This is a genomic window from Pseudomonas sp. TE21435 (assembly GCF_056279265.1).
Map to the genome: position 1 here is coordinate 3626749 of NZ_JBWBQZ010000001.1, position 23391 is coordinate 3650139.

The 23391-nt window shown below is 64.1% G+C and carries 22 protein-coding genes; 19 read left to right on the forward strand and 3 right to left on the reverse strand.

All coding sequences use genetic code 11. The features are described 5' to 3' along the window. Window positions 1-187: 187 nt before the first annotated feature. The 13 genes from ACZ9C1_RS16360 to ACZ9C1_RS16420 all read left to right on the forward strand — a co-directional run bounded on the left by ACZ9C1_RS16360 (window position 188) and on the right by ACZ9C1_RS16420 (window position 13016). A complete protein-coding gene (locus ACZ9C1_RS16360) occupies window positions 188-1087 on the forward strand; it encodes an energy transducer TonB (RefSeq protein ID WP_102682233.1) in 900 nt (299 codons plus the stop codon). 127 nt (window positions 1088-1214) lie between these two features. Continuing rightward, window positions 1215-1784, forward strand: a complete 570-nt coding sequence (locus tag ACZ9C1_RS16365; RefSeq protein ID WP_102682234.1) for a YqgE/AlgH family protein — start codon at window positions 1215-1217, stop codon at window positions 1782-1784. Then, on the forward strand, window positions 1784-2209 hold the full coding sequence (gene ruvX, locus ACZ9C1_RS16370; protein WP_028688357.1) for a Holliday junction resolvase RuvX: 426 nt from the start codon (window positions 1784-1786) through the stop codon (window positions 2207-2209). Before ACZ9C1_RS16365 ends, ruvX begins: the two co-directional genes overlap by 1 nt. 52 nt (window positions 2210-2261) lie before the next feature. Then, on the forward strand, window positions 2262-2780 hold the full coding sequence (gene pyrR, locus ACZ9C1_RS16375) for a bifunctional pyr operon transcriptional regulator/uracil phosphoribosyltransferase PyrR (RefSeq protein WP_102682235.1): 519 nt from the start codon (window positions 2262-2264) through the stop codon (window positions 2778-2780). Between the two features lie 12 nt (window positions 2781-2792). Next, complete coding sequence (locus ACZ9C1_RS16380) at window positions 2793-3797, forward strand: aspartate carbamoyltransferase catalytic subunit (RefSeq protein ID WP_102682236.1); 1005 nt, start codon at window positions 2793-2795, stop codon at window positions 3795-3797. Beyond that, window positions 3794-5065, forward strand: a complete 1272-nt coding sequence (locus ACZ9C1_RS16385) for a dihydroorotase (RefSeq protein WP_102682237.1) — start codon at window positions 3794-3796, stop codon at window positions 5063-5065. Before ACZ9C1_RS16380 ends, ACZ9C1_RS16385 begins: the two co-directional genes overlap by 4 nt. Window positions 5066-5243: 178 nt before the next feature. Further along, window positions 5244-5774 (forward strand): ATP-dependent protease subunit HslV, encoded by a 531-nt coding sequence (hslV, locus tag ACZ9C1_RS16390; protein ID WP_011536056.1) that lies wholly within the window; start codon window positions 5244-5246, stop codon window positions 5772-5774. A gap of 74 nt (window positions 5775-5848) precedes the next feature. Then, window positions 5849-7192: an ATP-dependent protease ATPase subunit HslU gene (gene hslU, locus ACZ9C1_RS16395; protein WP_102682238.1), complete on the forward strand. Its 1344-nt coding sequence runs from the start codon at window positions 5849-5851 to the stop codon at window positions 7190-7192. An 87-nt stretch (window positions 7193-7279) separates the two neighbouring features. Continuing rightward, window positions 7280-7657, forward strand: a complete 378-nt coding sequence (locus tag ACZ9C1_RS16400) for a gamma-butyrobetaine hydroxylase family protein (RefSeq protein WP_102682239.1) — start codon at window positions 7280-7282, stop codon at window positions 7655-7657. Window positions 7658-7992: 335 nt separating this feature from the next. Continuing rightward, on the forward strand, window positions 7993-9672 hold the full coding sequence (gene phaC / locus ACZ9C1_RS16405) for a class II poly(R)-hydroxyalkanoic acid synthase (protein WP_046853916.1): 1680 nt from the start codon (window positions 7993-7995) through the stop codon (window positions 9670-9672). A 64-nt stretch (window positions 9673-9736) separates the two neighbouring features. Continuing rightward, window positions 9737-10588: a poly(3-hydroxyalkanoate) depolymerase gene (phaZ, locus tag ACZ9C1_RS16410; protein ID WP_038706927.1), complete on the forward strand. Its 852-nt coding sequence runs from the start codon at window positions 9737-9739 to the stop codon at window positions 10586-10588. A 126-nt stretch (window positions 10589-10714) separates the two neighbouring features. Next, window positions 10715-12397, forward strand: coding sequence for a class II poly(R)-hydroxyalkanoic acid synthase (gene phaC, locus ACZ9C1_RS16415; RefSeq protein WP_102682240.1), 1683 nt, complete (start codon window positions 10715-10717; stop codon window positions 12395-12397). Between the two features lie 4 nt (window positions 12398-12401). Then, window positions 12402-13016 (forward strand): TetR/AcrR family transcriptional regulator, encoded by a 615-nt coding sequence (locus ACZ9C1_RS16420; protein ID WP_277502208.1) that lies wholly within the window; start codon window positions 12402-12404, stop codon window positions 13014-13016. An 85-nt stretch (window positions 13017-13101) separates the two neighbouring features. On the opposite strand, the gene ACZ9C1_RS16425 is transcribed toward ACZ9C1_RS16420, so the two are convergent. Together ACZ9C1_RS16425 and ACZ9C1_RS16430 are read right to left on the reverse strand one after the other, a co-directional pair. Continuing rightward, window positions 13102-13845, reverse strand: coding sequence for a phasin family protein (locus tag ACZ9C1_RS16425; protein WP_277502209.1), 744 nt, complete (start codon window positions 13843-13845; stop codon window positions 13102-13104). Window positions 13846-13855: 10 nt separating this feature from the next. Next, window positions 13856-14275, reverse strand: coding sequence for a phasin family protein (locus ACZ9C1_RS16430; protein WP_139674012.1), 420 nt, complete (start codon window positions 14273-14275; stop codon window positions 13856-13858). A 173-nt stretch (window positions 14276-14448) separates the two neighbouring features. On the opposite strand from ACZ9C1_RS16430, the gene ACZ9C1_RS16435 reads away from it, so the two are divergent. Further along, complete coding sequence (locus ACZ9C1_RS16435; RefSeq protein ID WP_476254176.1) at window positions 14449-19158, forward strand: hypothetical protein; 4710 nt, start codon at window positions 14449-14451, stop codon at window positions 19156-19158. Between the two features lie 12 nt (window positions 19159-19170). Here the strand turns inward: ACZ9C1_RS16435 and ACZ9C1_RS16440 are convergent, their stop codons facing one another. Then, window positions 19171-19446: a polyhydroxyalkanoic acid system family protein gene (locus tag ACZ9C1_RS16440; RefSeq protein ID WP_277502211.1), complete on the reverse strand. Its 276-nt coding sequence runs from the start codon at window positions 19444-19446 to the stop codon at window positions 19171-19173. Between the two features lie 125 nt (window positions 19447-19571). Here ACZ9C1_RS16440 and ubiE point away from each other — a divergent pair, with 125 nt between their 5' ends. From ubiE to ACZ9C1_RS16465, 5 genes are all read left to right on the forward strand, one after another. After that, the gene (gene ubiE, locus ACZ9C1_RS16445) at window positions 19572-20342 is read left to right on the forward strand and encodes a bifunctional demethylmenaquinone methyltransferase/2-methoxy-6-polyprenyl-1,4-benzoquinol methylase UbiE (protein WP_023632556.1); all 771 of its coding nucleotides are present in this window, start codon (window positions 19572-19574) and stop codon (window positions 20340-20342) included. Beyond that, window positions 20342-20965 (forward strand): ubiquinone biosynthesis accessory factor UbiJ, encoded by a 624-nt coding sequence (locus ACZ9C1_RS16450; protein ID WP_277502212.1) that lies wholly within the window; start codon window positions 20342-20344, stop codon window positions 20963-20965. Before ubiE ends, ACZ9C1_RS16450 begins: the two co-directional genes overlap by 1 nt. After that, entirely contained in the window at window positions 20962-22575 is a 1614-nt protein-coding gene (ubiB, locus tag ACZ9C1_RS16455) for a ubiquinone biosynthesis regulatory protein kinase UbiB (protein ID WP_102682247.1), read from the forward strand. Before ACZ9C1_RS16450 ends, ubiB begins: the two co-directional genes overlap by 4 nt. 73 nt (window positions 22576-22648) lie before the next feature. After that, window positions 22649-23041: a phosphoribosyl-AMP cyclohydrolase gene (gene hisI / locus ACZ9C1_RS16460; RefSeq protein WP_023632585.1), complete on the forward strand. Its 393-nt coding sequence runs from the start codon at window positions 22649-22651 to the stop codon at window positions 23039-23041. Between the two features lies 1 nt (window position 23042). Then, window positions 23043-23378, forward strand: a complete 336-nt coding sequence (locus tag ACZ9C1_RS16465; protein WP_023632586.1) for a phosphoribosyl-ATP diphosphatase — start codon at window positions 23043-23045, stop codon at window positions 23376-23378. Window positions 23379-23391: the final 13 nt, after the last annotated feature.

Below are 23391 nucleotides of genomic sequence, written 5' to 3' on the forward strand. Positions count from 1 at the left end.
TTTTCGACTGAGCTGCTGCCCCGCCTAGGCTCTGTACGAAAAGTCTTGAGACGCAGGTCAGGCAAGGCGAAAACAGCCGAGGAAGCGGAGTGTACTGGAGTACATGAGCATTCCGAGGCTGTTTTCAACGCAGCATGAACAAGTATCAAGGCTTTTGGTACAGAGCCTAGCGGTTGCTGGATACCCGATGACGCTTCCCGCCGACATCCCACCCGACCTGCTGCCACCGCGCGTCCGCCCGGTGGACCGGCTCGGTTTCACCCTGTTCCTGGCCACCCTGGTGCACCTGGCGCTGATCCTGGGCGTGGGTTTCACCGTGGTCAAACCGGCCGAAATCCGACACGCCATGGATATCACCTTGGCCACCTTCAAGAGCGAGAAAGCGCCCGAGAAGGCCGATTTCCAAGCCCAGGACAACCAGCAGGGTAGCGGTACGCTGGACAAGAAAGCGGTGCCCAAGACCACCGAGGTCGCGCCGTTCCAGGACAGCAAGATCAACAAGATCACCCCGCCCCCGGCGGCGAAACCGCAAACACCCCCGGCACCGGCGAAGTCCGTGGTCGCCACCCAGGCGCCGAAGCCGCAGAAAGCCGAGCCCAGGCCCAAGGAGAGCAAGCCGCAACCTAAGCCCGAGGCCAAGGTACCGGACTTCGACAGTTCGCAGCTGTCCAGCCAGATCGCCAGCCTCGAGGCCGAACTGTCCCAGGAACAGCAGCTTTACGCCAAACGCCCGCGCATCCACCGTCTGAATGCCGCCTCGACCCTGCGCGACAAGGGTGCCTGGTACAAGGAAGAGTGGCGCAAGAAGGTCGAGCGCATCGGCAACCTCAACTACCCCGAAGAAGCCCGGCGCCAGCAGATGTACGGCAGCCTGCGGATGATGGTGTCGATCAACCGCGACGGTTCGCTGTACGAGGTGCTGGTGCTGGAGTCCTCCGGCCAGCCCGTGCTGGACCAGGCTGCCCAGCGCATCGTGCGCCTGGCGGCGCCCTTCGCGCCATTCACCGGGGACCTGGCGGAGTTCGACCGCCTGGAGATCATCCGTACCTGGCGCTTTGCCCGGGGTGACCGGCTGTCGAGCAACTGATCGGGGCCGCGTTGCGGCCCATCGCTGGCAAGCCAGCTCCCACAGGGACAGCGCATGGCTTGAGTTCTGCACGATCGGTGGAGGAGCCGGCTTGTCAGCCTCGCCACCTGGCGCCACACTAGCGGACATGAAGACCCTCGCCCCCAGCTACCTCAAGCACCAGTTCCTGATCGCCATGCCGCACATGGCCGATCCGAACTTTGCCCAGACCCTCACCTACATCGTCGAGCACAATGCCCACGGCGCCATGGGCCTGGTGGTCAACCGCCCGCAGGAGCTGAACCTGGCCGACATCCTCGAGCAGTTGCGCCCGGACGATGAGCCGCCCGCCAGCACCCTGCACATCCCGATCTACCAGGGCGGCCCGGTGCAGACCGACCGCGGCTTCGTACTCCACAGCAACGACCGCAGCTACCAGGCCACGGTCGAGCTGGAGGGCCTGTCGCTGTCCACCTCCCAGGACGTGCTGTTCGCCATCGCCGCCGGCGACGGTCCGCGCAAGAGCCTGATCACCCTGGGCTACGCGGGCTGGGAAGCCGGCCAGCTGGAGGCCGAGCTTGCCGACAACGCCTGGCTCAACTGCCCCTTCGACCCCGAGATCATCTTCGGCATGGCCAGCGACATGCGCCTGGGCGCCGCCGCCGCCAGCCTGGGGATCAACCTCAGCCTGCTGACCAGCCAGGCGGGCCACGCCTGATGGCCGAACTGCGCTTGCTGCTTGGCTTCGACTACGGCACCCGGCAGATCGGCGTGGCCGTCGGCCAGGTGATCACCGGCCAGGCCCGAGAACTGTGCACGCTCAAGGCGCAGAACGGCGTGCCGGACTGGAACCAGGTCGAGAAGCTGATCAAGGAATGGAAACCCGACGCCATCGTCGTCGGCCTGCCGCTGAACATGGACGGCACGCCCAGCGAGATGAGCGAACGCGCCGAAAAATTCGCCCGTCGCCTGCACGGCCGCTACAACCTGCCGGTACACACCCACGACGAACGGCTCACCACCTTCGAAGCCAAGGGCGAGCAGATGGCCCGTGGCGGCCGGCATGGCAGCTACCGCGACAATCCGGTCGACGCCATCGCCGCGGCCCTGCTGCTGCAAGGCTGGCTGGAGGCCAACACTTAAATCCGCTTTGCCGCCGGCGGCTTGCCGGCGCCCGCCTTCCGAGGAGCACGCAATGAGCCTACCCAATCCCGCCGACCTGATCCGGCAGATGGCCGTCGACCTTCGCGCCCACCTGGCCCGCCGCACGATCGCCGAGCCACGCTTCATCGGCATCCGCACCGGCGGCGTGTGGGTGGCCCAGGCTCTGCAGGCCGAGCTCGGCGACCAGAGCCCGCTGGGTACCCTGGACGTCTCCTTCTACCGGGACGATTTCAGCCAGAACGGCCTGCACCCGCAGGTGCGCCCCTCGGAACTGCCGTTCGAGATCGAAGGCCAGCACCTGGTGCTGGTGGACGACGTGCTGATGAGCGGGCGTACCATCCGCGCCGCGCTCAACGAGCTGTTCGACTACGGCCGCCCGGCCAGCGTGACGCTGGTTTGCCTGCTCGACCTGGATGCCGGCGAACTGCCGATCCGCCCGAATGTGCTTGGCGCCACCCTGTCCCTGGCCGCCCATGAACGGGTAAAATTGACCGGACCCACGCCGCTCGCCCTCGAGCGCCAGGACCTCGCTCCCGCATCCGCCCTTTAAGAGTCCCCCGCGATGACGCCATTCGACGCCAAGCGCCCGCTGCAGCTCAATGATCAGGGCCAGCTGCGCCACTTCCTCTCGCTCGACGGTTTGCCCCGCGAACTGCTGACCGAGATCCTCGACACCGCCGACTCGTTCCTCGAAGTCGGCGCCCGGGCCGTGAAGAAAGTCCCGCTGCTGCGCGGCAAGACCGTGTGCAACGTGTTCTTCGAGAACTCCACCCGTACCCGCACCACCTTCGAGCTGGCCGCCCAGCGCCTGTCGGCGGACGTGATCAGCCTGAACGTGTCGACCTCCTCGACCAGCAAGGGCGAGACCCTGTTCGACACCCTGCGCAACCTGGAGGCCATGGCCGCCGACATGTTCGTCGTGCGCCACTCCGACTCCGGCGCCGCCCATTTCATCGCCGAGCACGTGTGCCCGGACGTGGCGGTGATCAACGGCGGTGACGGCCGCCACGCCCACCCGACCCAGGGCATGCTCGACATGCTGACCATCCGTCGGCACAAGGGCAGCTTCGAGAACCTGTCGGTGGCCATCGTCGGCGATATCCTGCACTCGCGCGTGGCCCGCTCCGACATGCTCGCGCTCAAGGCGCTGGGCTGCCCGGACATACGCGTGATCGGCCCGAAGACGCTGATCCCGATCGGCATCGAGCAGTACGGCGTGAAGGTGTACACGGACCTCGCCGAAGGCCTCAAGGATGTCGACGTGGTGATCATGCTGCGCCTGCAGCGTGAGCGAATGGCCGGCGGCCTGCTGCCCAGCGAGGGCGAGTTCTACCGCCTGTTCGGCCTGACCACCGCGCGCCTGGCCGGTGCCAAACCCGACGCCATCGTCATGCACCCGGGCCCGATCAACCGCGGCGTGGAGATCGAGTCGGCAGTGGCCGACGGCCAGCATTCGGTGATCCTCAATCAGGTCACCTACGGCATCGCCGTACGCATGGCAGTACTGTCCATGGCCATGAGCGGGCAGAACGCGCAACGTCAATTCGAGCAGGAGAACGCCCAGTGACCATCAGCATTATCGGCGCCCGGGTCATCGATCCTGCCAGCGGCCTGGACAAGGTCACCGACCTGCACCTCGACGGCGGGCGCATTGCCGCCATCGGCGCGGCTCCAGCCGGCTTCAGCGCCAGCCGCATGATCCAGGCCGATGGCCTGGTCGCCGCCCCAGGCCTGGTCGACCTCGGTGTCTCCCTGCGCGAACCTGGCTACAGCCGCAAAGGCAACATCGCCAGCGAAACCCGCGCCGCGGTCGCCGGTGGCGTCACCAGCCTGTGCTGCCCACCGCAGACCAAGCCAGTATTGGACACCTCGGCCGTCGCCGAACTGATCCTTGACCGCGCCCGCGAAGCGGCCAACAGCAAGGTCTATCCGATCGGTGCCCTGACCAAAGGCCTGGAAGGCGAGCAACTGGCCGAACTGGTGGCCCTGCGCGACACTGGCTGCGTGGCCTTCGGCAACGGCCTGAAAGAGATCCCCAACAACCGCACCCTGGCTCGCGCCCTGGAATACGCCGCCACCTTCGACCTGACCGTGGTGTTCCATTCCCAGGACCGTGACCTGGCCCAGGGCGGCCTCGCCCACGAGGGGCCGATGGCCAGCTTCCTCGGCCTGCCTGGCATCCCGGAAACCGCCGAGACCGTGGCCCTGGCCCGCAACCTGCTGCTGGTCGAGCAGAGCGGCGTACGCGCTCACTTCACACAGATCACCAGCGCCCGTGGCGCCCGGCTGATCGCCCAGGCCCAGCAGTTGGGGCTGCCGGTCACCGCCGATGTGGCGCTGTACCAGCTGATCCTCACCGATGAGGCCCTGCGCGACTTCTCAAGCCTGTACCACGTGCAGCCGCCACTGCGCACCGCCGCCGACCGCGACGGCCTGCGCGAGGCGGTAAAGTCTGGGGTGATCCAGGCAATCTCCAGCCATCACCAGCCCCACGAGCGCGATGCCAAGCTGGCGCCGTTCGGCGCCACCGAGCCAGGCATCAGCAGTGTCGAGCTACTGTTGCCGCTGGCCATGACCCTGGTGGAGGACGGCCTGCTCGACCTGCCGACCTTGTTGGCACGCCTGAGCAGCGGCCCGGCCACGGCCATGCGCCTGCCAGCCGGCGAGCTGAAAGTCGGCGCCGCCGCCGACCTGGTGCTGTTCGACCCGAAAGCCTCGACCGTGGCCGGCGAACACTGGTTCTCCCGCGGCGAGAACTGCCCGTTCATCGGCCACTGCCTGCCGGGCGCGGTGCGTTATACCTTGGTCGATGGGCACGTCTGCCACGAGGCCTGAGTAACGCCATCGCGGGGCAAGCCCGCTCCCACGAAGCCCCCGGGGTCATTGTGTGGAGCAGGCCTGCCAGGCAATGCCTTGAAACAACCATTCATCCCTCTCGGTTGAAATCCTTCCCCCCTCCCCCCATATGAGTCTGCATCAGGCATTTTCGCCCCGCTGCGTGGAGACTCTCCCCTTGACTACCATCGTTTCTGTCCGCCGTAACGGCAAAGTCGTCATGGGCGGCGACGGCCAGGTTTCCCTCGGCAACACCGTGATGAAAGGCAACGCCAAGAAAGTGCGGCGCCTGTACAACGGCCAGGTCATCGCCGGTTTTGCCGGTGCCACCGCCGATGCCTTCACCCTGTTCGAGCGCTTCGAAGCCCAGCTGCAGAAACACTCCGGCCACCTGGTGCGTGCCGCCGTCGAGCTGGCCAAGGAATGGCGTACCGACCGCTCGCTGAGCCGCCTGGAAGCGATGCTGGCCGTGGCCAACAAGGATGCATCCCTGATCATCACCGGCAACGGCGACGTGGTCGAACCCGAGGACGGGCTGATCGCCATGGGTTCCGGCGGTGGCTATGCCCAGGCCGCGGCCCGCGCCCTGCTGAACAAGACCGACCTGTCGGCCCGCGAGATCACCGAGGCCGCCCTGAACATCGCCGGCGACATCTGCGTGTTCACCAACCACAACCTGACCATCGAGGAGCAGGACCTGGCCGAGTGAATCAGTTGTTTTGGCGTCCCGCTCGCAGCGGGACTTTTCCACACTGATCACTGTGCTTGAGGATCCCATACATCATGTCCATGACCCCACGCGAAATCGTCCACGAACTCAACCGCCACATCATCGGCCAGGACGACGCCAAGCGCGCTGTCGCCATTGCCCTGCGCAACCGCTGGCGGCGCATGCAGCTCCCCGCCGAGCTGCGTGCCGAAGTCACCCCCAAGAACATCCTGATGATCGGCCCCACCGGCGTGGGCAAGACTGAAATCGCCCGCCGCCTGGCCAAGCTGGCCAACGCACCGTTCATCAAGGTCGAAGCGACCAAGTTCACCGAGGTCGGCTATGTCGGCCGTGACGTCGAATCGATCATCCGCGACCTGGCCGACGCCGCGCTGAAGATGCTGCGCGAGCAGGAGATCGTCCGCGTGCGCCACCGCGCCGAGGACGCCGCCGAGGACCGCATCCTCGACGCCCTGCTGCCACAGGCGCGGGTCAGCAGCTTCAGCGAGGAAGCCCAGCAGAGCAGCAGCGACTCCAACACTCGCCAGCTGTTCCGCAAGCGCCTGCGCGAAGGCCAGCTTGACGACAAGGAAATCGAGATCGAAGTCGCCGAAAGCATGGGTGTCGAGATCGCCGCGCCACCCGGCATGGAAGAGATGACCAACCAGCTGCAAAGCCTGTTCGCCAACATGGGCAAGGGCAAGCGCAAGGCACGCAAGCTCAAGGTCAAGGACGCGCTGAAGATGGTCCGTGACGAAGAAGCCGGCCGCCTGGTCAATGAGGAAGAGCTCAAGGCCAAGGCCCTGGAAGCGGTCGAGCAGCACGGTATCGTGTTCATCGACGAGATCGACAAGGTTGCCAAGCGTGGCAACGTCGGTGGCGCCGATGTTTCCCGTGAAGGCGTGCAGCGCGACCTGCTGCCGCTGATCGAAGGCTGCACCGTCAATACCAAGCTGGGCATGGTCAAGACCGACCACATCCTGTTCATCGCTTCCGGCGCGTTCCATCTGAGCAAGCCGAGCGACCTGGTGCCCGAATTGCAGGGCCGTCTGCCGATCCGGGTCGAGCTCAAGGCGCTGACCCCGGAAGACTTCGAGCGCATCCTCAAGGAGCCGCACGCCTCGCTGACCGAGCAATACAGCGCCCTGCTCAAGACCGAGGGCCTGAACATCGAGTTCGCCGACGAGGGCCTCAAGCGCCTGGCCGAGATCGCCTACCAGGTAAACGAGAAAACCGAGAACATCGGTGCCCGCCGCCTGCACACCCTGCTCGAGCGCCTGCTCGAAGAGGTGTCGTTCAGCGCCGGCGACCTGGCCAGCGCCCACGACGAGTCACCGATCCACATCGACGCCGCCTACGTCAACAGCCACCTGGGTGAGCTGGCGCAGAACGAAGACCTGTCGCGCTACATCCTGTAAGACCGCAGGGGGCCGCGTTGCGGCCCCCTTGCACAATGCCTGGAATCACTCGAAGCTTGCAGCTTGAAGCCAAAGAGAGAGTCACCCATGGCCCGCCTCCCCACCGCCATCAACCTGCACAAAGCCTCCAGGACCCTTACCCTCACCTACGCTCCCGGCGAGGTCTACCACCTGCCCGCCGAGTTCCTGCGCGTGCACTCGCCTTCCGCCGAAGTCCAGGGCCACGGCAATCCCATCCTGCAATTCGGCAAGATCAACGTCGGCCTCAGCGGCCTGGAACCGGCTGGTCAATACGCACTGAAACTGACCTTCGACGACGGCCATGACTCAGGATTGTTCACCTGGGAATACCTCGAGCAGCTGTGCCTGCGCCAGGAGCAGCTATGGGCCGACTACCTCGACGAATTGCACAAGGCCGGCAAATCCCGCGACCCGTCCGAATCGGTAGTGAAATTGATGCTCTAGCTCAAGCCCCGCAAGCTTTAGAGCGCATTTTCTAATCTCATCTGCTTGAATGCCTGGATGACGGCCAAAGATTGGCTGTCTTGCGCATTACACGAAAGTCGGGTAACCAATGGAGCTGGCAAGTTCCCTGCATCGCCTCCGGGCAGGCAGGGCCAGGCCGGTATGTAGAGGTCGCGAGCGAAAGCAGGTTGTCTTCACACGCAGAAACCCCCGCAGCTCATCATCGGCACGCATCCGGTCGCAGCACCGCTGTTCCTTATCACTGGTCACCCGAGTAGCAGTACCGGGCTGTCACAGCACACCGGTACTCGTCTCAGGACAACGGAGCGTCGTAGATGAGTAACAAGAACAACGATGAGTTGCAGCGGCAGGCCTCGGAAAACACCCTGGGGCTGAACCCGGTCATCGGCATTCGCCGCAAGGATCTACTTACATCGGCACGCACGGTATTACGCCAGGCCATGCGCCAGCCCTTGCACAGCGCCAAGCACGTGGCGCACTTCGGCCTGGAGCTGAAAAACGTCCTGCTGGGCAAGTCGGCCCTGCAACCGGAAGGCGACGACCGTCGCTTCAGCGACCCGGCGTGGAGCAAGAACCCCCTTTATCGCCGCTACCTGCAGACCTACCTGGCCTGGCGCAAGGAACTCAACGACTGGATCAGCGAGAGTGACCTGTCGCCGCAGGACATCAGCCGCGGGCAGTTCGTCATCAACCTGGTGACCGAGGCCATGGCGCCCACCAACACCCTCTCCAACCCGGCCGCGGTCAAACGCTTCTTCGAGACCGGCGGCAAGAGCCTGCTCGACGGGCTGTCCAACCTTGCCAAGGACATCGTCAACAACGGCGGCATGCCCAGCCAGGTGAACATGGAGGCTTTCGAGGTCGGCAAGAATCTGGGCACCAGCGAAGGCGCGGTGGTGTACCGCAACGATGTGCTGGAGCTGATCCAGTACAGCCCCATCACCGAGCAGGTGCACAGCCGCCCGTTGCTGGTGGTGCCACCGCAGATCAACAAGTTCTACGTATTCGACCTGAGCCCGGAAAAGAGCCTGGCGCGCTTCTGCCTGCGCTCACAGCAACAGACCTTCATCGTCAGCTGGCGCAACCCGACCAAGGCCCAGCGCGAGTGGGGCCTGTCCACCTACATCGACGCACTCAAGGAAGCCGTCGACGCGGTGCTGGCGATCACTGGCAGCAAGGACCTGAACATGCTCGGTGCCTGCTCCGGCGGTATCACCTGCACGGCGCTGGTGGGCCACTACGCCGCCCTCGGCGAAAAGAAGGTCAATGCCCTGACCCTGCTGGTGAGCGTGCTCGACACCACTGTCGACACCCAGGTGGCATTGTTCGTCGACGAGCAGACCCTGGAAGCGGCCAAGCGCCACTCCTACCAGTCCGGCGTGCTGGAAGGCAGCGACATGGCCAAGGTGTTCGCCTGGATGCGCCCCAACGACCTGATCTGGAACTACTGGGTCAACAACTACCTGCTCGGCAACGAGCCACCGGTGTTCGACATTCTGTTCTGGAACAACGACACCACCCGACTGCCGGCCGCCTTCCACGGCGACCTGATCGAGATGTTCAAGAACAACCCGCTGATCCGTTCCAACGCCCTCGAAGTGTGCGGCACGGCCATCGACCTGAAGCAGGTCGACTGCGACATCTACAGCGTTGCCGGCACCGCCGACCACATTACCCCGTGGCAGTCGTGCTACCGCTCGGCACACCTGTTCGGCGGCAAGATCGAGTTCGTGCTGTCCAACAGCGGCCATATCCAGAGCATCCTCAACCCCCCGGGCAACCCCAAGGCGCGCTTCATGACGGGCGAAGACCGCCCGGACGACCCGGTGGCCTGGCAGGAGAACGCGGTCAAGCATGCCGACTCCTGGTGGCTGCACTGGCAGGCCTGGCTGGGTGAGCGCGCCGGCGAACTCAAGAAGGCACCTACACGGCTGGGTAACCGCGCCTATACCGCGGGCGAGGCCGCACCGGGAACATACGTGCACGAGCGTTGAGCCGAACCGCCGTGGTGCGCCTGCTGGCGCAGCGCGGCGCTACTTTCACCACAGAGTCACGCGCATGCCGCAACCGTACATCTTCAGGACCGTCGAGCTGGACGACCAGTCCATCCGCACTGCGGTCCGCCCCGGCAAGCCCCACCTGACGCCGCTGCTGATATTCAACGGCATCGGCGCCAACCTCGAGCTGGTGTTTCCATTCATCGAGGCCCTGGACCCGGACCTGGAGGTCATCGCCTTCGACGTGCCCGGGGTGGGCGGCTCGTCCACGCCCCGTCACCCCTACCGTTTTCCCGGCCTGGCCAAGTTGACTGCAAGGATGCTCGACTACCTGGACTACGGCCAGGTCAACGTCATCGGCGTGTCCTGGGGCGGCGCCCTGGCCCAGCAGTTCGCCCACGACTACCCCGAACGCTGCAAGAAACTGGTGCTGGCCGCCACCGCCGCCGGTGCGGTGATGGTACCGGGCAAGCCCAAGGTGTTGTGGATGATGGCCAGCCCACGGCGCTACGTGCAGCCCTCCCATGTGATCCGCATCGCGCCGCTGATCTATGGCGGCGGCTTTCGCCGGGATCCGGACCTGGCCATGCACCATGCCTCGAAGGTGCGTTCGGGCGGCAAGCTGGGCTACTACTGGCAACTGTTCGCCGGGCTCGGCTGGACCAGCATCCACTGGCTGCACAAGATCCACCAGCCCACCCTGGTGCTGGCCGGCGACGACGATCCGCTGATCCCGCTGATCAACATGCGCCTGCTGGCCTGGCGGATTCCCAATGCCCAGCTACACATAATCGATGATGGCCACCTGTTCCTGATCACCCGGGCCGAGGCCGTCGCACCGATCATCATGAAATTCCTCGAGCAAGAACGCCAACGCGCGGTCATGCACCCTCGGCCAGCGGCACGGGGGTAGGAAGGCTTTTTATTGCGTCAGCACGGGCCTTTGCGGGCACTCCCAGGCAGGTGATGCGAACCTGCAGGAGTAGCTTTACCCGCACCAAGGCCAACGCGGAAATGGATCTGACGAAGGAGTGTTGGCATGAAGGACAAACCGGCCAGAGGATCGACACCGGTCCCCGCCACGAGCATGAACGTGCAGAACGCCATTACCGGCCTGCGCGGTCGCGACCTGTTCTCGACCCTGCGCCAGGTCGGCCGGATCGGCCTGCGCAATCCGCTGCACACCGCGCATCACCTGCTGAGCCTGGGCGGCCAGCTGGGGCGCGTGCTTATCGGCGACAGCCCCTACCAGCCCCACCCGCGTGACGCACGCTTCAGCGACCCGACCTGGAGCCAGAACCCGTTCTACCGCCGCGGCCTGCAGGCCTACCTTGCCTGGCAGAAGCAGACGCGCCTGTGGATCGAGGAAAGCAGCCTGGCCGACGACGACCGCGCCCGGGCGCAGTTCCTGTTCAACCTGGTCAGCGACGCCTTCGCCCCCAGCAACTCGCTGCTCAATCCGCTGGCGGTCAAGGAGCTGTTCAACACCGGCGGCCTGAGCCTGCTGCGTGGCGTCAGCCATCTGCTCGACGACCTGCGCCACAACGACGGCTTGCCACGGCAGGTGGACGAACGGGCCTTCGAGGTTGGCGGCAACCTGGCAGCGACCCCGGGCGCCGTGGTGTTTCGCAACGAGCTGCTGGAGTTGATCCAGTACAAGCCCATGAGCGAGAAACAGTACTCCCGGCCGCTGCTGGTGATACCGCCGCAGATCAACAAGTTCTACATCTTCGACCTGAGCCCGACCAACAGCTTCGTCCAGTACATGCTCAAGCAGGGCCTGCAGGTGTTCATGGTCAGCTGGCGCAACCCCGACCCCCGTCACCGTGAGTGGGGCCTGTCCAGCTATGTGCAAGCCCTGGAGGAAGCGCTCAACGCCTGCCGCAGCATCAGCGGCAACCGCGACCCCAACCTCATGGGCGCCTGCGCCGGCGGCCTGACCATGGCCGCGCTGCAGGGCCACTTGCAAGCTAAGAAGCAGCTGCGCAAGGTGCGCAGCGCCACTTACCTGGTGAGCCTGCTCGACAGCCAGTTCGACAGCCCCGCCAGCCTGTTCGCCGACGAACAGACCATCGAGGCGGCCAAGCGCCGCTCCTATCAGCGCGGCGTACTGGACGGCGGCGAGGTGGCACGGATCTTCGCCTGGATGCGCCCCAACGACCTGATCTGGAACTATTGGGTCAACAACTACCTGATGGGCAAGACACCGCCGGCCTTCGACATCCTCTACTGGAACGCCGACAGCACGCGCCTGCCGGCCGCGCTGCACGGCGACCTGCTGGATTTCTTCAAGCTCAACCCGCTGACCTTCCCCGAAGGCCTGGAGGTGTGCGGCACACCGATCGACCTCACGCAGGTCGGGCTGGACAGCTTCACCGTGGCCGGCAGCAACGACCACATCACCCCCTGGGACGCGGTGTACCGTTCGGCCCTGCTGCTCGGCGGCGACCGGCGCTTCATTCTGGCCAACAGCGGTCATATCCAGAGCATCATCAACCCGCCCGGCAACCCAAAGTCCTACTACCTGGAAAACCCCAAGCTCTCCAGCGACCCGCGGGCCTGGTTCCACGACGCCCAACGCCGCGACGGCAGCTGGTGGCCCCTGTGGCTGGAATGGATACTGCAGCGCTCCGGCACGCTCAGGACGCCACGCGACGACCTGGGCAGCACCACTTATCCACCGCTGGGCCCCGCGCCCGGCAGCTACGTACTGGCACGCTGACCGGATGAAGACCCGCGACCGTATCCTCGAATGTGCCTTGCAGCTGTTCAATCGCCAGGGCGAACCGAACGTCTCGACCCTGGAGATCGCCAACGAACTGGGGATCAGCCCAGGCAACCTGTACTACCACTTCCACGGCAAGGAGCCGTTGGTGATCGGCCTGTTCGAACGTTTCGAAGAGCAATTGATGCCACTGCTCGACCCGCCGCTGGACGTACGCCTGAATGCCGAGGACTACTGGCTGTTCCTGCACCTGATCGTCGAACGCATGGCCCAGTACCGTTTCCTGTTCCAGGACCTGTCCAACCTCACCGGGCGCCTGCCCAAGCTGGCGCGGGGCATGCGCAGCCTGATCAACGCTCTCAAGCGCACCCTGGCCGCACTGCTGGCCAGCCTCAAGGCACAGGGCCAGGTGACCAGCGAGACCCAGGCACTGGGGCAGTTGGTGGAACAGATCACCCTGACCCTGATGTGCTCGCTTGATTATCAGCGCGTGCTTGGCCGCGAGGGCGATGTCGGCGTGGTGGTGTACCAGGTGATGATGCTGGTGGCGCCACATCTGCAGGCCCCGGCGCGTATGGCGGCGGAGCAGTTGGCAATGAGGTATCTGGAAGGCTGAAACGATCGCGGGGCAAGCCCGCTCCCCCGAGTCCTGTGCAGGTTTCGTGGGAGCGGGCTTGCCCCGCGAGCAGTACGACCCGATATCAGGCCTGGTTGGCCGCGTTCACCGGTGCCGACGGGGTGCTGCTGGCCGGAGCCGCGCTCGGTGCCGGGGCTGCGGTGGCAGCAGGCGCCGGTGCGACGGACTTGGCTGCGGCAGGCTTGGCCGGCGCCGCTTTCTTCACGGCAGGTTTCTTGGCTGCGGCCGGTTTGGCAGCGGGCTTGGCCGCTACAGGCTTGGCCGCAGCCTTGACCGCAGGCTTGGCCGCCGCGGTCTTCGCCGCAGGTTTTGCCGCAGCGGTCTTGGCCGCAGGCTTGGCGGCCGCCTTGGCCAATGGCTTGGCGGCCGTCTTGCTGGCGCTGGCCTTGGAGATCGGGGTGACCGAGGCACCGGTCAGTTTCTCGATCTGCTTGGTCAGCGAATCGACCTGCTGGTGCAGGGCCTTGATCTCATTGCGGCTGGGCACGCCCAGACGCGAGATGGCGCTGTTCAGACGCTTGTCGAAGGCTTCCTCCAGCTCGCTCCACTTGCCCAGCGCGCGATCCTTCACGCCCGACACTCGCGAGTTGGTCGACGACTTGGCGCTCTCGGCCACGTCTTCGGCGGTTTTCTTCGCCTGTTTCTCGGCCTTCTCGCCGTCCTTCACCAGCGAATCAAACAGCTTCGGACCGTCCTGGTCGACCTTGGAGTAGATACCCAGGCCAGCCAACCAGATCTTGCGGGAGTACTTCTCGATTCCGCCGATCCAGGAGCTGCCTTCTTTCTCGGTGTTCTTCTTGCCAGCCATCCTGCTCTCCTTATGGTTTGTGCGCGACGCGCTCGAGCAGCTCGTGCAGCTGTTCAAGCTTGATGGACAACGCCTCAACGTCATGTTTAGACGGAATGCCGAGGCGATTCAAGGCGCGCCCCACCCGTGCGTCGAAAGCTTTTTCGATCTTGTCCAGCTGGATCTCTACCTTGCCGCGTACGCGACTGACTTCTTCAGCGGCTTCGTCGATCTGGTGGTTGGCAGCATCAAGCTCTTTATCGATGCGCTTCTTGCCACGCTTCTCGACACCTTCGCCGGCCTTGACCAGCTCATGGAAGTAGTCGGAGCCTTCCTGGCCGACCCGCGCATAAGCGCCGATCCCAGCCAACCAGATCTTGCGCGCGTAGCCGCGCACTTCGCCCAGCGTACTCTGGGCGTCGTCCTTTTTCTTCACAGTCACTTTGGCCATGCTCTGTACCTCATGCTCATGAGTGGGAGAACCGCCCATGAAGTTTGGGCTTGAGCATAAGGTAGGGGCAGGATTTAGAATCTTCACCCTAAGATCGCCACACTGATGTATCTACCGCACTGGTTGCAGACCGGCACTCCAGAATTCGGCTCCCTTTTTCCGGAGCCTTCGCCATGCCCCAGCCACCGACCTCGCCAGCGACATCGTTCCGGCAACGGGTAGCGATGCAGTTCGCCCACCGCCCAAGCTTGCGCGAGGTCGTTGCCGCCGCGGGTTTCGACGCACTCGCCGCACGCTATCCGTGGATCCGCAAGAACCACCCAGAACTGCAATCGATAAAAAACTTCAGCATCCTGCCTGGCCAGGATGAAGAACCCGCGGCACAACCAGGCAACCTGGTCGACACCATGCTTGAGCATTTCCTCACGGGCCAGCCCATGGCACTCAAGCCCACGGACCAGTTCAGCCTGAACCCGCCGGCCATCTTTCGTCCTCAGAACGACGCGCCGACCATCGACATTCGCATGGCCGACCTGAACACGGATTACGACGATGTCCTTGCGATTCTCTGCGAGAGATTTCAACAGGCACAGGTCAGTTTCTGGAACAGCCGCGAGGGTGACTCGGATGTGACCCGTCTGCGCTGGATGCAGCAGGTGCTGAAGGCCGCACTGCTCGGCACGCTCGAGCGCCAAGGCCTGGACAGTGACCAGAAGGCCTTGCTGTACGCCATGCTCGCTCAATCGGATACGTCGGCCAACGTGCAGGGTGTGCAAGCCTCACTCGGCAACCCGGGCAGCACGGTTCATCTGGTACTGCCGGACCTGCTCATCACGGGCAAAAAAGAGGCGCGCGACCTGATCTTGTGGTGCAAGCCCTCTGGCACCGTACGTGGCTTCACCGAGCTCGCGGCCTTTGCAGTCGCCCTGCGCGACGAGCTCTCCGAGCGCCATGTGTTCGACACGATGTCCTGGGCCTGCACGGCCCTGGCCGAAGACCCGTTCGGCTATCAGGCCAGGCAACTGCTCAACGCCATGCTGCAACAGATTGACCGCGTGCAACTTGATGCAATCGAACAGACAAGCGATCTGGAAGAGGCCTACAGCCTGCTGAGCGATCCTTCATCGACATTCCCGGCCTCCTTCAAGCTCGAGCAATGGACACCCGCGATCCCCCTCCCTGACTGGCTGGAAAACGCCACGCTGACGGACCGATTCCAGTACCACATGGCGTTGCTGGATCTGTCGGCGCAGCAAATGCTGAAACAGGGTGAGTCATCCCTGGACGGAATCGAAGACTTGCAGCAGTACACGGTTCGCCGCCTACGCGAGCACATGCGCAATGACCACCCGGCCGAGCCGCCTTGCCACCCTGACCAGGTGCAGATCACCGTTTCGCAGGTGGTGCAGGTGTCCTCCGAGGGGCCGGCGAGGCTTGAGTACCTGAAAACCATGAGCCTGACCGAACTGGCCATTTCACGCCTGCCCTTGGGCAGCGGCCAGGTAGCTTCAGCCATCCAACTGGCCGATCAACAGGCGCTGAGCAGCTGGCTGGACCTTGACTACGTCGATGCACTGATCGCTGCCGTGGATGTTGGTGGCCAGTATCCGTCCTTTGTCCACGACCAGTTGCAAAAGGGCAACGACACCGACAAACACCGCCAGCTTTTCGCCGAAGAATGGCGTGCAGCCCTGCTGCTGAGCGCACTACAGGCCAAGATCGGTGGCCAGCTGAGCGAGCGAACCTGGCAGGTCGTTGCAGACTTTTGCCACCGTAAAGCCCACGCCAGCGCATCGCTGAGCCTGGCTCCGCTGTCATTCAACAGCGTCCCGGGTGGCCCGAAGGCCAACCGGGTGCATGGCATGTTCGTCATCCACGCCCCCGCCACAGAGGCCTGGATACTCTACCGGCCCTTGAACGCCGCGCAGGCTGTCAGGCAGTTCGAAAGCCAAGGGCACCTGATGGCAGCAATCCGGACTGAGCAGCGCCTGCAGCAGGACATCCTCGCCTGGCTGGATGACGAAGCCCGCCCCATTTATGCCGATGATGGCTTCACTCATCCGCACTTGCACAGTGGCCTGACTGAACTGGCGCACTTGCTGGGGCCCGGTTCCGAGCTGGCCGCCGAGGCGATCGAACGCCTGAGGGCACCGGCCACTTTGGCCTTCACTCCACCGACCGGCGACCTGGACAGGTCGATGTTTCAGGCCAGGGCCGACGTGCTTCTGTTACTGGCTTCACGCCAGAGCACCTCGAATGCCCAACAACGCTGGGCGATGGTCGTGCAATTCGCCTGGCTGGCATTCAACACGGTCACGCCGCTGCTGCGTGGGCCTGCAGGCTTGCTCGCCTGGCTGGTGACAGCCCTGCTCAGCATCAAGGATGACCTGACAGCCTTGACCCAAGGAAGCAGCGGAGAAAAGGTGCTCGCCACCGCTGACATACTGCTGAACCTGGCCATGCTGCTGGTCCACGGCTCCAGCCCAGCCGACGTCGAACCTGAGCTGGCGCTGCAGCCCAGGCCACGGCGTGGCTGCGGCGCGACCACAAAGCAGCAACCTGAGCAAAAAACCTGGCAAGCCCCCCTCGAGCAACCCAAGCCTGCAGCGCTCAACGTCAGACAATGGGGTCACGATCAGCGGCTCGGCAACTTGCCCCGCGAAGCCCGTGCCGCCCTTGTCACGCTACGCGCCCATGTCAGCCTGAACGAACACAGTGCGCTGGCCAGCAGCCGCATGCGCGGCCTGTACAAGGTGGACGACCGCTACTACGTAAAACTGCAGGATGTCGCCTATGAAGTTGAGGAGAGCTGGAGCGGCATGCGCATCATTGGCCCGGAGGTCAGCCAGAGCGAATGGTCGCAAACCTGGGGGGCGGAGCCTGACGGGTACTACATTGTCGGCCGCGAACGCAGCCGCGGTCCTTGGCTGGAGCGCTGGAATGGCGAATGGATGCTGAACCTGCACATGCCAGGCGGCATGCCAGACGACATGCCAAAAACGGCAAAGGCGTTGATCGATGAAAAAAAGCAGGCCTTCAAGGCAATGCAGGAACGCCGAATGGCGAATGACCAAAAACTCACCAGCACGGAAACGTTCGTCGAGCGCTATCTTGAGCGGGTGAAACCGTATGACGAAGCCCATTTGGCGTTCGAGCAGGCTCTGAACGATTACCCCGGCGTCGCCCCCGACGACCTGCCGGAAGACCTGCAGATACAGCGGCAGGCACTACGGACGCTGCGCAACGAGGCACGGGTGAACCTCGATGTACTGGCACGCACCTTCGAAAAACAGGCCGGGCTGATAAAGGACCAGGTGCAGCTGTACGCCAGTATGAGCGACCCCAAATACGCCAGGTTCGACCCCAAGGCCGCCGCATCCTTTGCCCGTGGCCAGTGGTCGGAACAGTTGCTGACCGCCGACCTGCAACATTTCCGCCGCCTGCTCGAAATGAATGACTACGACACACTCAAAGACCAGTCGCGTCGGCTCCAGCAACTGCCTTTCGGCCAGCAGCAGGCAGCGCTGTATCTGGAGTTCAGCAAGAACGTCGAGGCAACGCTGGGTACCCATAGACGCCTATTCAACGCCAGCCAACGGCTTGACCAGGACCTCAGCGAGGCTCTGGCAGATGGGCAGGTCCAGTTCTCGGGCAAACGCAAGATGCTCGATCGCATCATCACCAGCCGGCGATACTCCACACTGATCGTTCGAGCCCAGATCCTGAGCGACTTGTATCAGTTGGTGGTTAAGCGAGACCAGCTGACCGCGGAAAACTTCGAAACCATCCTGCTCTTGCAAAAGACCTTGCGCAGCAAACAGCTCCATGAAGCGCTGCTGAGCCACGACAGCCTGGCCGCTGCCCGCCTGGAGCCGCAAGCACAGAAGGAGCCGCTGGAGAGCGCGCTGCGCGAATACAAACTGTCACGGAGCAATGCCGAATATTTACTATCAGGGGATATTCCGGCGATGGACAGCAGCAGGCTCAATGAATACATCGATGAGCTGAACGCACTGATAACGCTGGCCGAGAATGACCTTGCCCATGTTTCTGCCGCCGCGGATACGCAGGAGGCAGTGCTCGAACCGCCCCTGACGCACAAGGTGCGTCCAGTGAGACGCAAAGTGATCCGCACCACCCGCGGCACATCACTGGTCGTCGAACAGGCCGAGGAAGGCAGCGAAGCCGTGCAGGTCGATCCGCTGACAGGACAGACCATTGCGCGCTATCAGCCTGAAGGTGATTGCTGGAAAGCTGTAACGCAAAGCCCGCCGACACCCGACTACGCTCGCCTGCGCCGCACCGGCGCCGACCTTTTAGCTCAGCACAATGCCAGGGTCGCCCACGCCTCCCGCCATCTGAAGGGCCCTAACGACCTGGCAGACCAGCTTGATTTCTACATTCAGGACATGGCCAACACCGCAAAGGATTTGCGTAACGGCCCGGATCAAGGGCATTCACTCGCCACCAGGCTGGATCAGGCGATTGCCGAGGTACAGGCAGAAAAGAAACGGCTCTTGACCATCGCCTACCTTGGCACCCTGCAGCCGGATAGCAAAGCCCTGCGTTTCCTGGTGGAGGCGGGCGAAATCGAGATCAAGCTGACCCGAAGCCGCAAGAAGCTCAAGGCCAACGATTTTCTGGATGTGTATGACATTTATCGCCTGCAACCCAGGCAGAAGCTCTGGGAAGCGCATTTCCACTACACCACTGCCAATGTCGATGCCCGGCGCTTCGCCAAAGGCCATTTGAAGTTCCCGGACGCCATGAGTCGCGACGAGCGCCTGGAACGTGCATTGGCCCCGGCAGAGCGCAATGAGATCTATAGAGGTGATCTACGTCTGGAGCAGATCGACGACCTGATCCCGTTCCCCGACAACTGACAGCAGCGGGCGTCAGGCCAGCGCCTTGTCCAACGCCCGCTCGATCTCGCCCTTGATGGTGCCGCTCATCATCGACAGCATCATGCCCAGCTTGAGCTCGACGCGGATGGTGTCCTCACCGATATGCACACTGCCGTTGGCGCCGCTGCGTTTCACATCGACACGATCACCGTTCCAGCTGGCCTTGAGGTCGTACTCGCGGGTCAGCTTTTCCACCAGCGCCTGCGCCTTGGCGCGAGCGGCTTCACGGCCGAGGGTGTGTTTGCGTTCGACGCTGATCTGGGTCATGCGGGTGATCCTGGATATGAAGACATAATCGCCATTATGCCCGCCCCCTTTGCATGACACACCCCGCCAAGACAAATCCGCCCGTAGCCCCTAGAATGGCCGTAATTTTTTTCTGGTGAAGCGATATGACCGACCAGCGCAAAGGCGACCACGCCGAACCCACCACCCACTTCGGCTACCAGGACGTTCCCGAGAGCCAGAAGGCGAAGAAAGTCGCCGAGGTCTTCCACTCGGTGGCCGCCAAGTACGACCTGATGAACGACGTGCTCTCCGGCGGCATGCACCGTCTGTGGAAGCGCTTCACCATCGAGCTGTCCGGGGTGCGCAGCGGCAACCGGGTACTGGACATCGCCGGTGGCACCGGCGACCTGGCCGCCAAGTTCTCGCGCCTGGTCGGCCCGACCGGGCAGGTGGTGCTGGCCGATATCAACGAATCGATGCTCAAGGTCGGCCGCGACCGCCTGCTCGACCGCGGCGTGTCCGGCAATATCGAATTCGTCCAGGCCGATGCTGAAAAGCTGCCGTTCCCGGACAACCACTTCGACTGCGTGACCATCGCCTTCGGCCTGCGCAACGTGACGCACAAGGATGCGGCCATCCGCTCCATGCTGCGCGTGCTCAAGCCCGGTGGCCGCCTGTTGATCCTGGAGTTCTCCAAGCCGACCAACAAGCTGATGTCCAAGGCTTACGACGCTTACTCGTTCGCCTTCATGCCGCTGGCCGGCAAGCTCATCACCAACGACTCGGAAAGCTACCGCTACCTGGCCGAATCGATCCGCATGCACCCCGACCAGGAAACGCTCAAGAGCATGATGGTCGAGGCCGGCTTCGACCGCGTCACCTACCACAACATGACCAGCGGCATCGTCGCCGTGCACCGGGGGATCAAGCCCTGATGCTCCTGGCCGGCCTGCTCGCCAGCGTCGAGCACGGGCTCAACCGTGTCCTGCGCCTGGACAGCACCGCCCTCCCGCGCCTCGCGGCGCTGGAAGGCAAGGTAATCGAGATCGACTGCGTGCAGCCGGCCCTGAAGCTGTTCGTGCTGCCCGACGAGGAAGGCCTGATGCTTGCCGCCCATTGGGAAAGCGAGGTCGACTGCACCCTGCACGCCCCCGCCGGGCGCCTGGCGCAGTTGGCGCTGGCCAAAGACAAGACCGCGGTACTGCACAGCCCCCAGGTCGAGCTGCATGGCGACAGCGCCGTGCTGCTCGACCTGTTCGGCATCCTGCAGGACCTGGAACTGGACTGGGAACACGAGTTGCAGCGTTGGCTGGGGCCGGTGCCCACCGCGCTGATCGCCGGCCACCTGCGCCTGCGCGCGCGCTGGACCCGCCAGGGCCTGGCCCGCTTCGGCGAGAATCTGTCCGAGTACCTGGCCGAGGAATCGCGTACCCTGGTCGGCAAACGCGAAGCCGAAGCGGCATTCAGCGAACTCGATACGCTGAAGGTCGATATCGAACGCCTCGAGGCACGCCTGCGCCGCCTCGCCCACACTCTTGATACCAGCGATAACGCATGAAGCTGCTCGCCGTCCGCCGTCTGTTGCGCATCCAGCGCGTCGTGATCCGCTACCGCCTCGATGACCTGCTGTTCGAACAACCCCTGCTGCCTTGGTGGCTGGCCAGCCTGCGCCTGCTGATGCCGTGGCGCTGGTTGCCGCGCAAGCCCCTGGAGCTGAGCCGCGGCGCACGCCTGCGCCTGGCGCTACAGGACCTGGGGCCGATCTTCATCAAGTTCGGCCAGTTGCTCTCCACCCGCCGCGACCTGCTGCCCACCGACATCGCCGACGAACTGATGCTGCTGCAGGACCGCGTGCCACCCTTCGACCCGCAGCACGCCGTGGCGCTGATCGAAGCACAGCTCGGTGCCAAGGTGGGCGAGGTGTTCAGCCGTTTCGACGTTGAGCCGCTGGCCTCGGCTTCGGTGGCCCAGGTACACGCCGCACGCCTGAAGAGCGGTGAGGAAGTGGTGGTCAAGGTGGTGCGCCCAGGCCTGAAACCGGTCATTGCCCAGGACCTGGCCTGGCTGTTCCTGATCGCCAAGGCCGCCGAGCGCGCCTCGGCCGATGCCCGTCGCCTGCACCCGGTGGAAATCGTCGGCGACTACGAAAAGACCATCTACGACGAACTCGACCTGCTGCGCGAGGCCGCCAATGCCAGCCAGCTGCGGCGCAACTTCGAAGGCTCCGAGCTGATGTACGTACCCCAGGTCTACTGGGACCTGTGCCGGCCCAAGGTGCTGGTGATGGAGCGCATCTATGGCGTGCCGGTCACCGACATGGCGACGCTCGCCGACCAGCGCACCGACATGAAGATGCTGGCCGAGCGCGGCGTCGAGGTGTTCTTCACCCAAGTGTTCCGCGACAGCTTCTTCCATGCCGACATGCACCCCGGCAACATCTTCGTCAGCACGGTCAAGCCGTGGAGCCCGCAATACATCGCCATCGACTGCGGTATCGTCGGCAGCCTCACTGCCGAGGACCAGGACTACCTGGCCCGCAACCTGATCGCCTTCTTCAAGCGCGACTACCGCCGCGTGGCCCAGCTGCATATCGATTCGGGCTGGGTACCGGCGCAGACCAAGGTCAACGAGTTCGAAGCGGCGATCCGCACCGTGTGCGAGCCGATCTTCGAAAAGCCGCTCAAGGACATCTCCTTCGGTCAGGTGCTGATGCGCCTGTTCCAGACGGCCCGACGCTTCAACATGGAGGTCCAGCCACAGCTGGTATTGCTGCAGAAGACCCTGCTCAATATCGAAGGCCTGGGCCGCCAGCTCTACCCCGACCTGGACCTGTGGAGCACCGCCAAGCCCTTCCTCGAACGCTGGATGCGCGAGCGCATGAGCCCGAAAGCGGTAATCGGCAACCTCTACAGCCAGGCCGAGCAACTGCCGCACCTGGCCGACATGACCCGCGACCTGCTCGAACGCCTGTCGCAACCGCACCTGCACGACCCGCAACTGCCCGAGCGCCGCCGCGCCGGCGACAACTGGGCGCTGCGCCTGCTCGGTGCCGGCCTGCTCGGTGGTGGCGCCACCCTGGCGGCCGGTGCGGTCAGCCTCAGCGCCCCGGCCGCCTGGCCCGCGTGGTTGATGCTGGCAGCGGGCCTGTACCTGATCGTGCGCCGATAGCCAGCCGCGTCGCTGGCTGGCACACTAGCGCACAGGGGCCCGGTACGGGAGCGGGCCCGGTTTGGAGTCGACGATGAAAGACTGGCTGGACGAGATCAAGTGGAACAGCGATGGCCTGGTACCGGCGATCGCCCAGGACCACAAGACCGGGCGCGTGCTGATGATGGCCTGGATGAACCGTGAATCCCTCGCCCTGACCGCCGCCGAGCATCGCGCCATCTATTGGTCGCGCTCGCGGGGCAAGCTGTGGCGCAAGGGCGAAGAGTCGGGCCATGTGCAGAAGCTGCACGAAATGCGCCTGGACTGCGACGCCGACGTGATCATCCTGATGGTCGAGCAACTGGGCCATATCGCCTGCCATACCGGCCGCGAAAGCTGCTTCTATCGCGTGTTCGAAGACGGCCAGTGGAAAATCGTCGATCCGGTCCTCAAGGATCCGGACGCCATCTATAGCGCAGGGCATTGACATGAGCGACACGCTAGACCGCCTCGCCGAGGTGCTGGAAGAACGCAAGCACGCGGCGCCCGACAGCAGCTACGTGGCCAGCCTGCATCACAAGGGCCTGAACAAGATCCTCGAGAAGCTCGGCGAAGAGTCCATCGAGACCATCATCGCTGCCAAGGATGCCGCCGTCAGCAAGGATTACAGCGATGTCATCTACGAGACCGCAGACCTGTGGTTTCATAGCCTGGTCATGCTCAGTGCGCTGGGCCAGCATCCACAGGCGGTGCTCGACGAACTGGAGCGCCGCTTCGGCCTTTCCGGCCATGACGAGAAGGCCGCCCGTCAGCCACAGGCCTGACCGCGCGTATTTG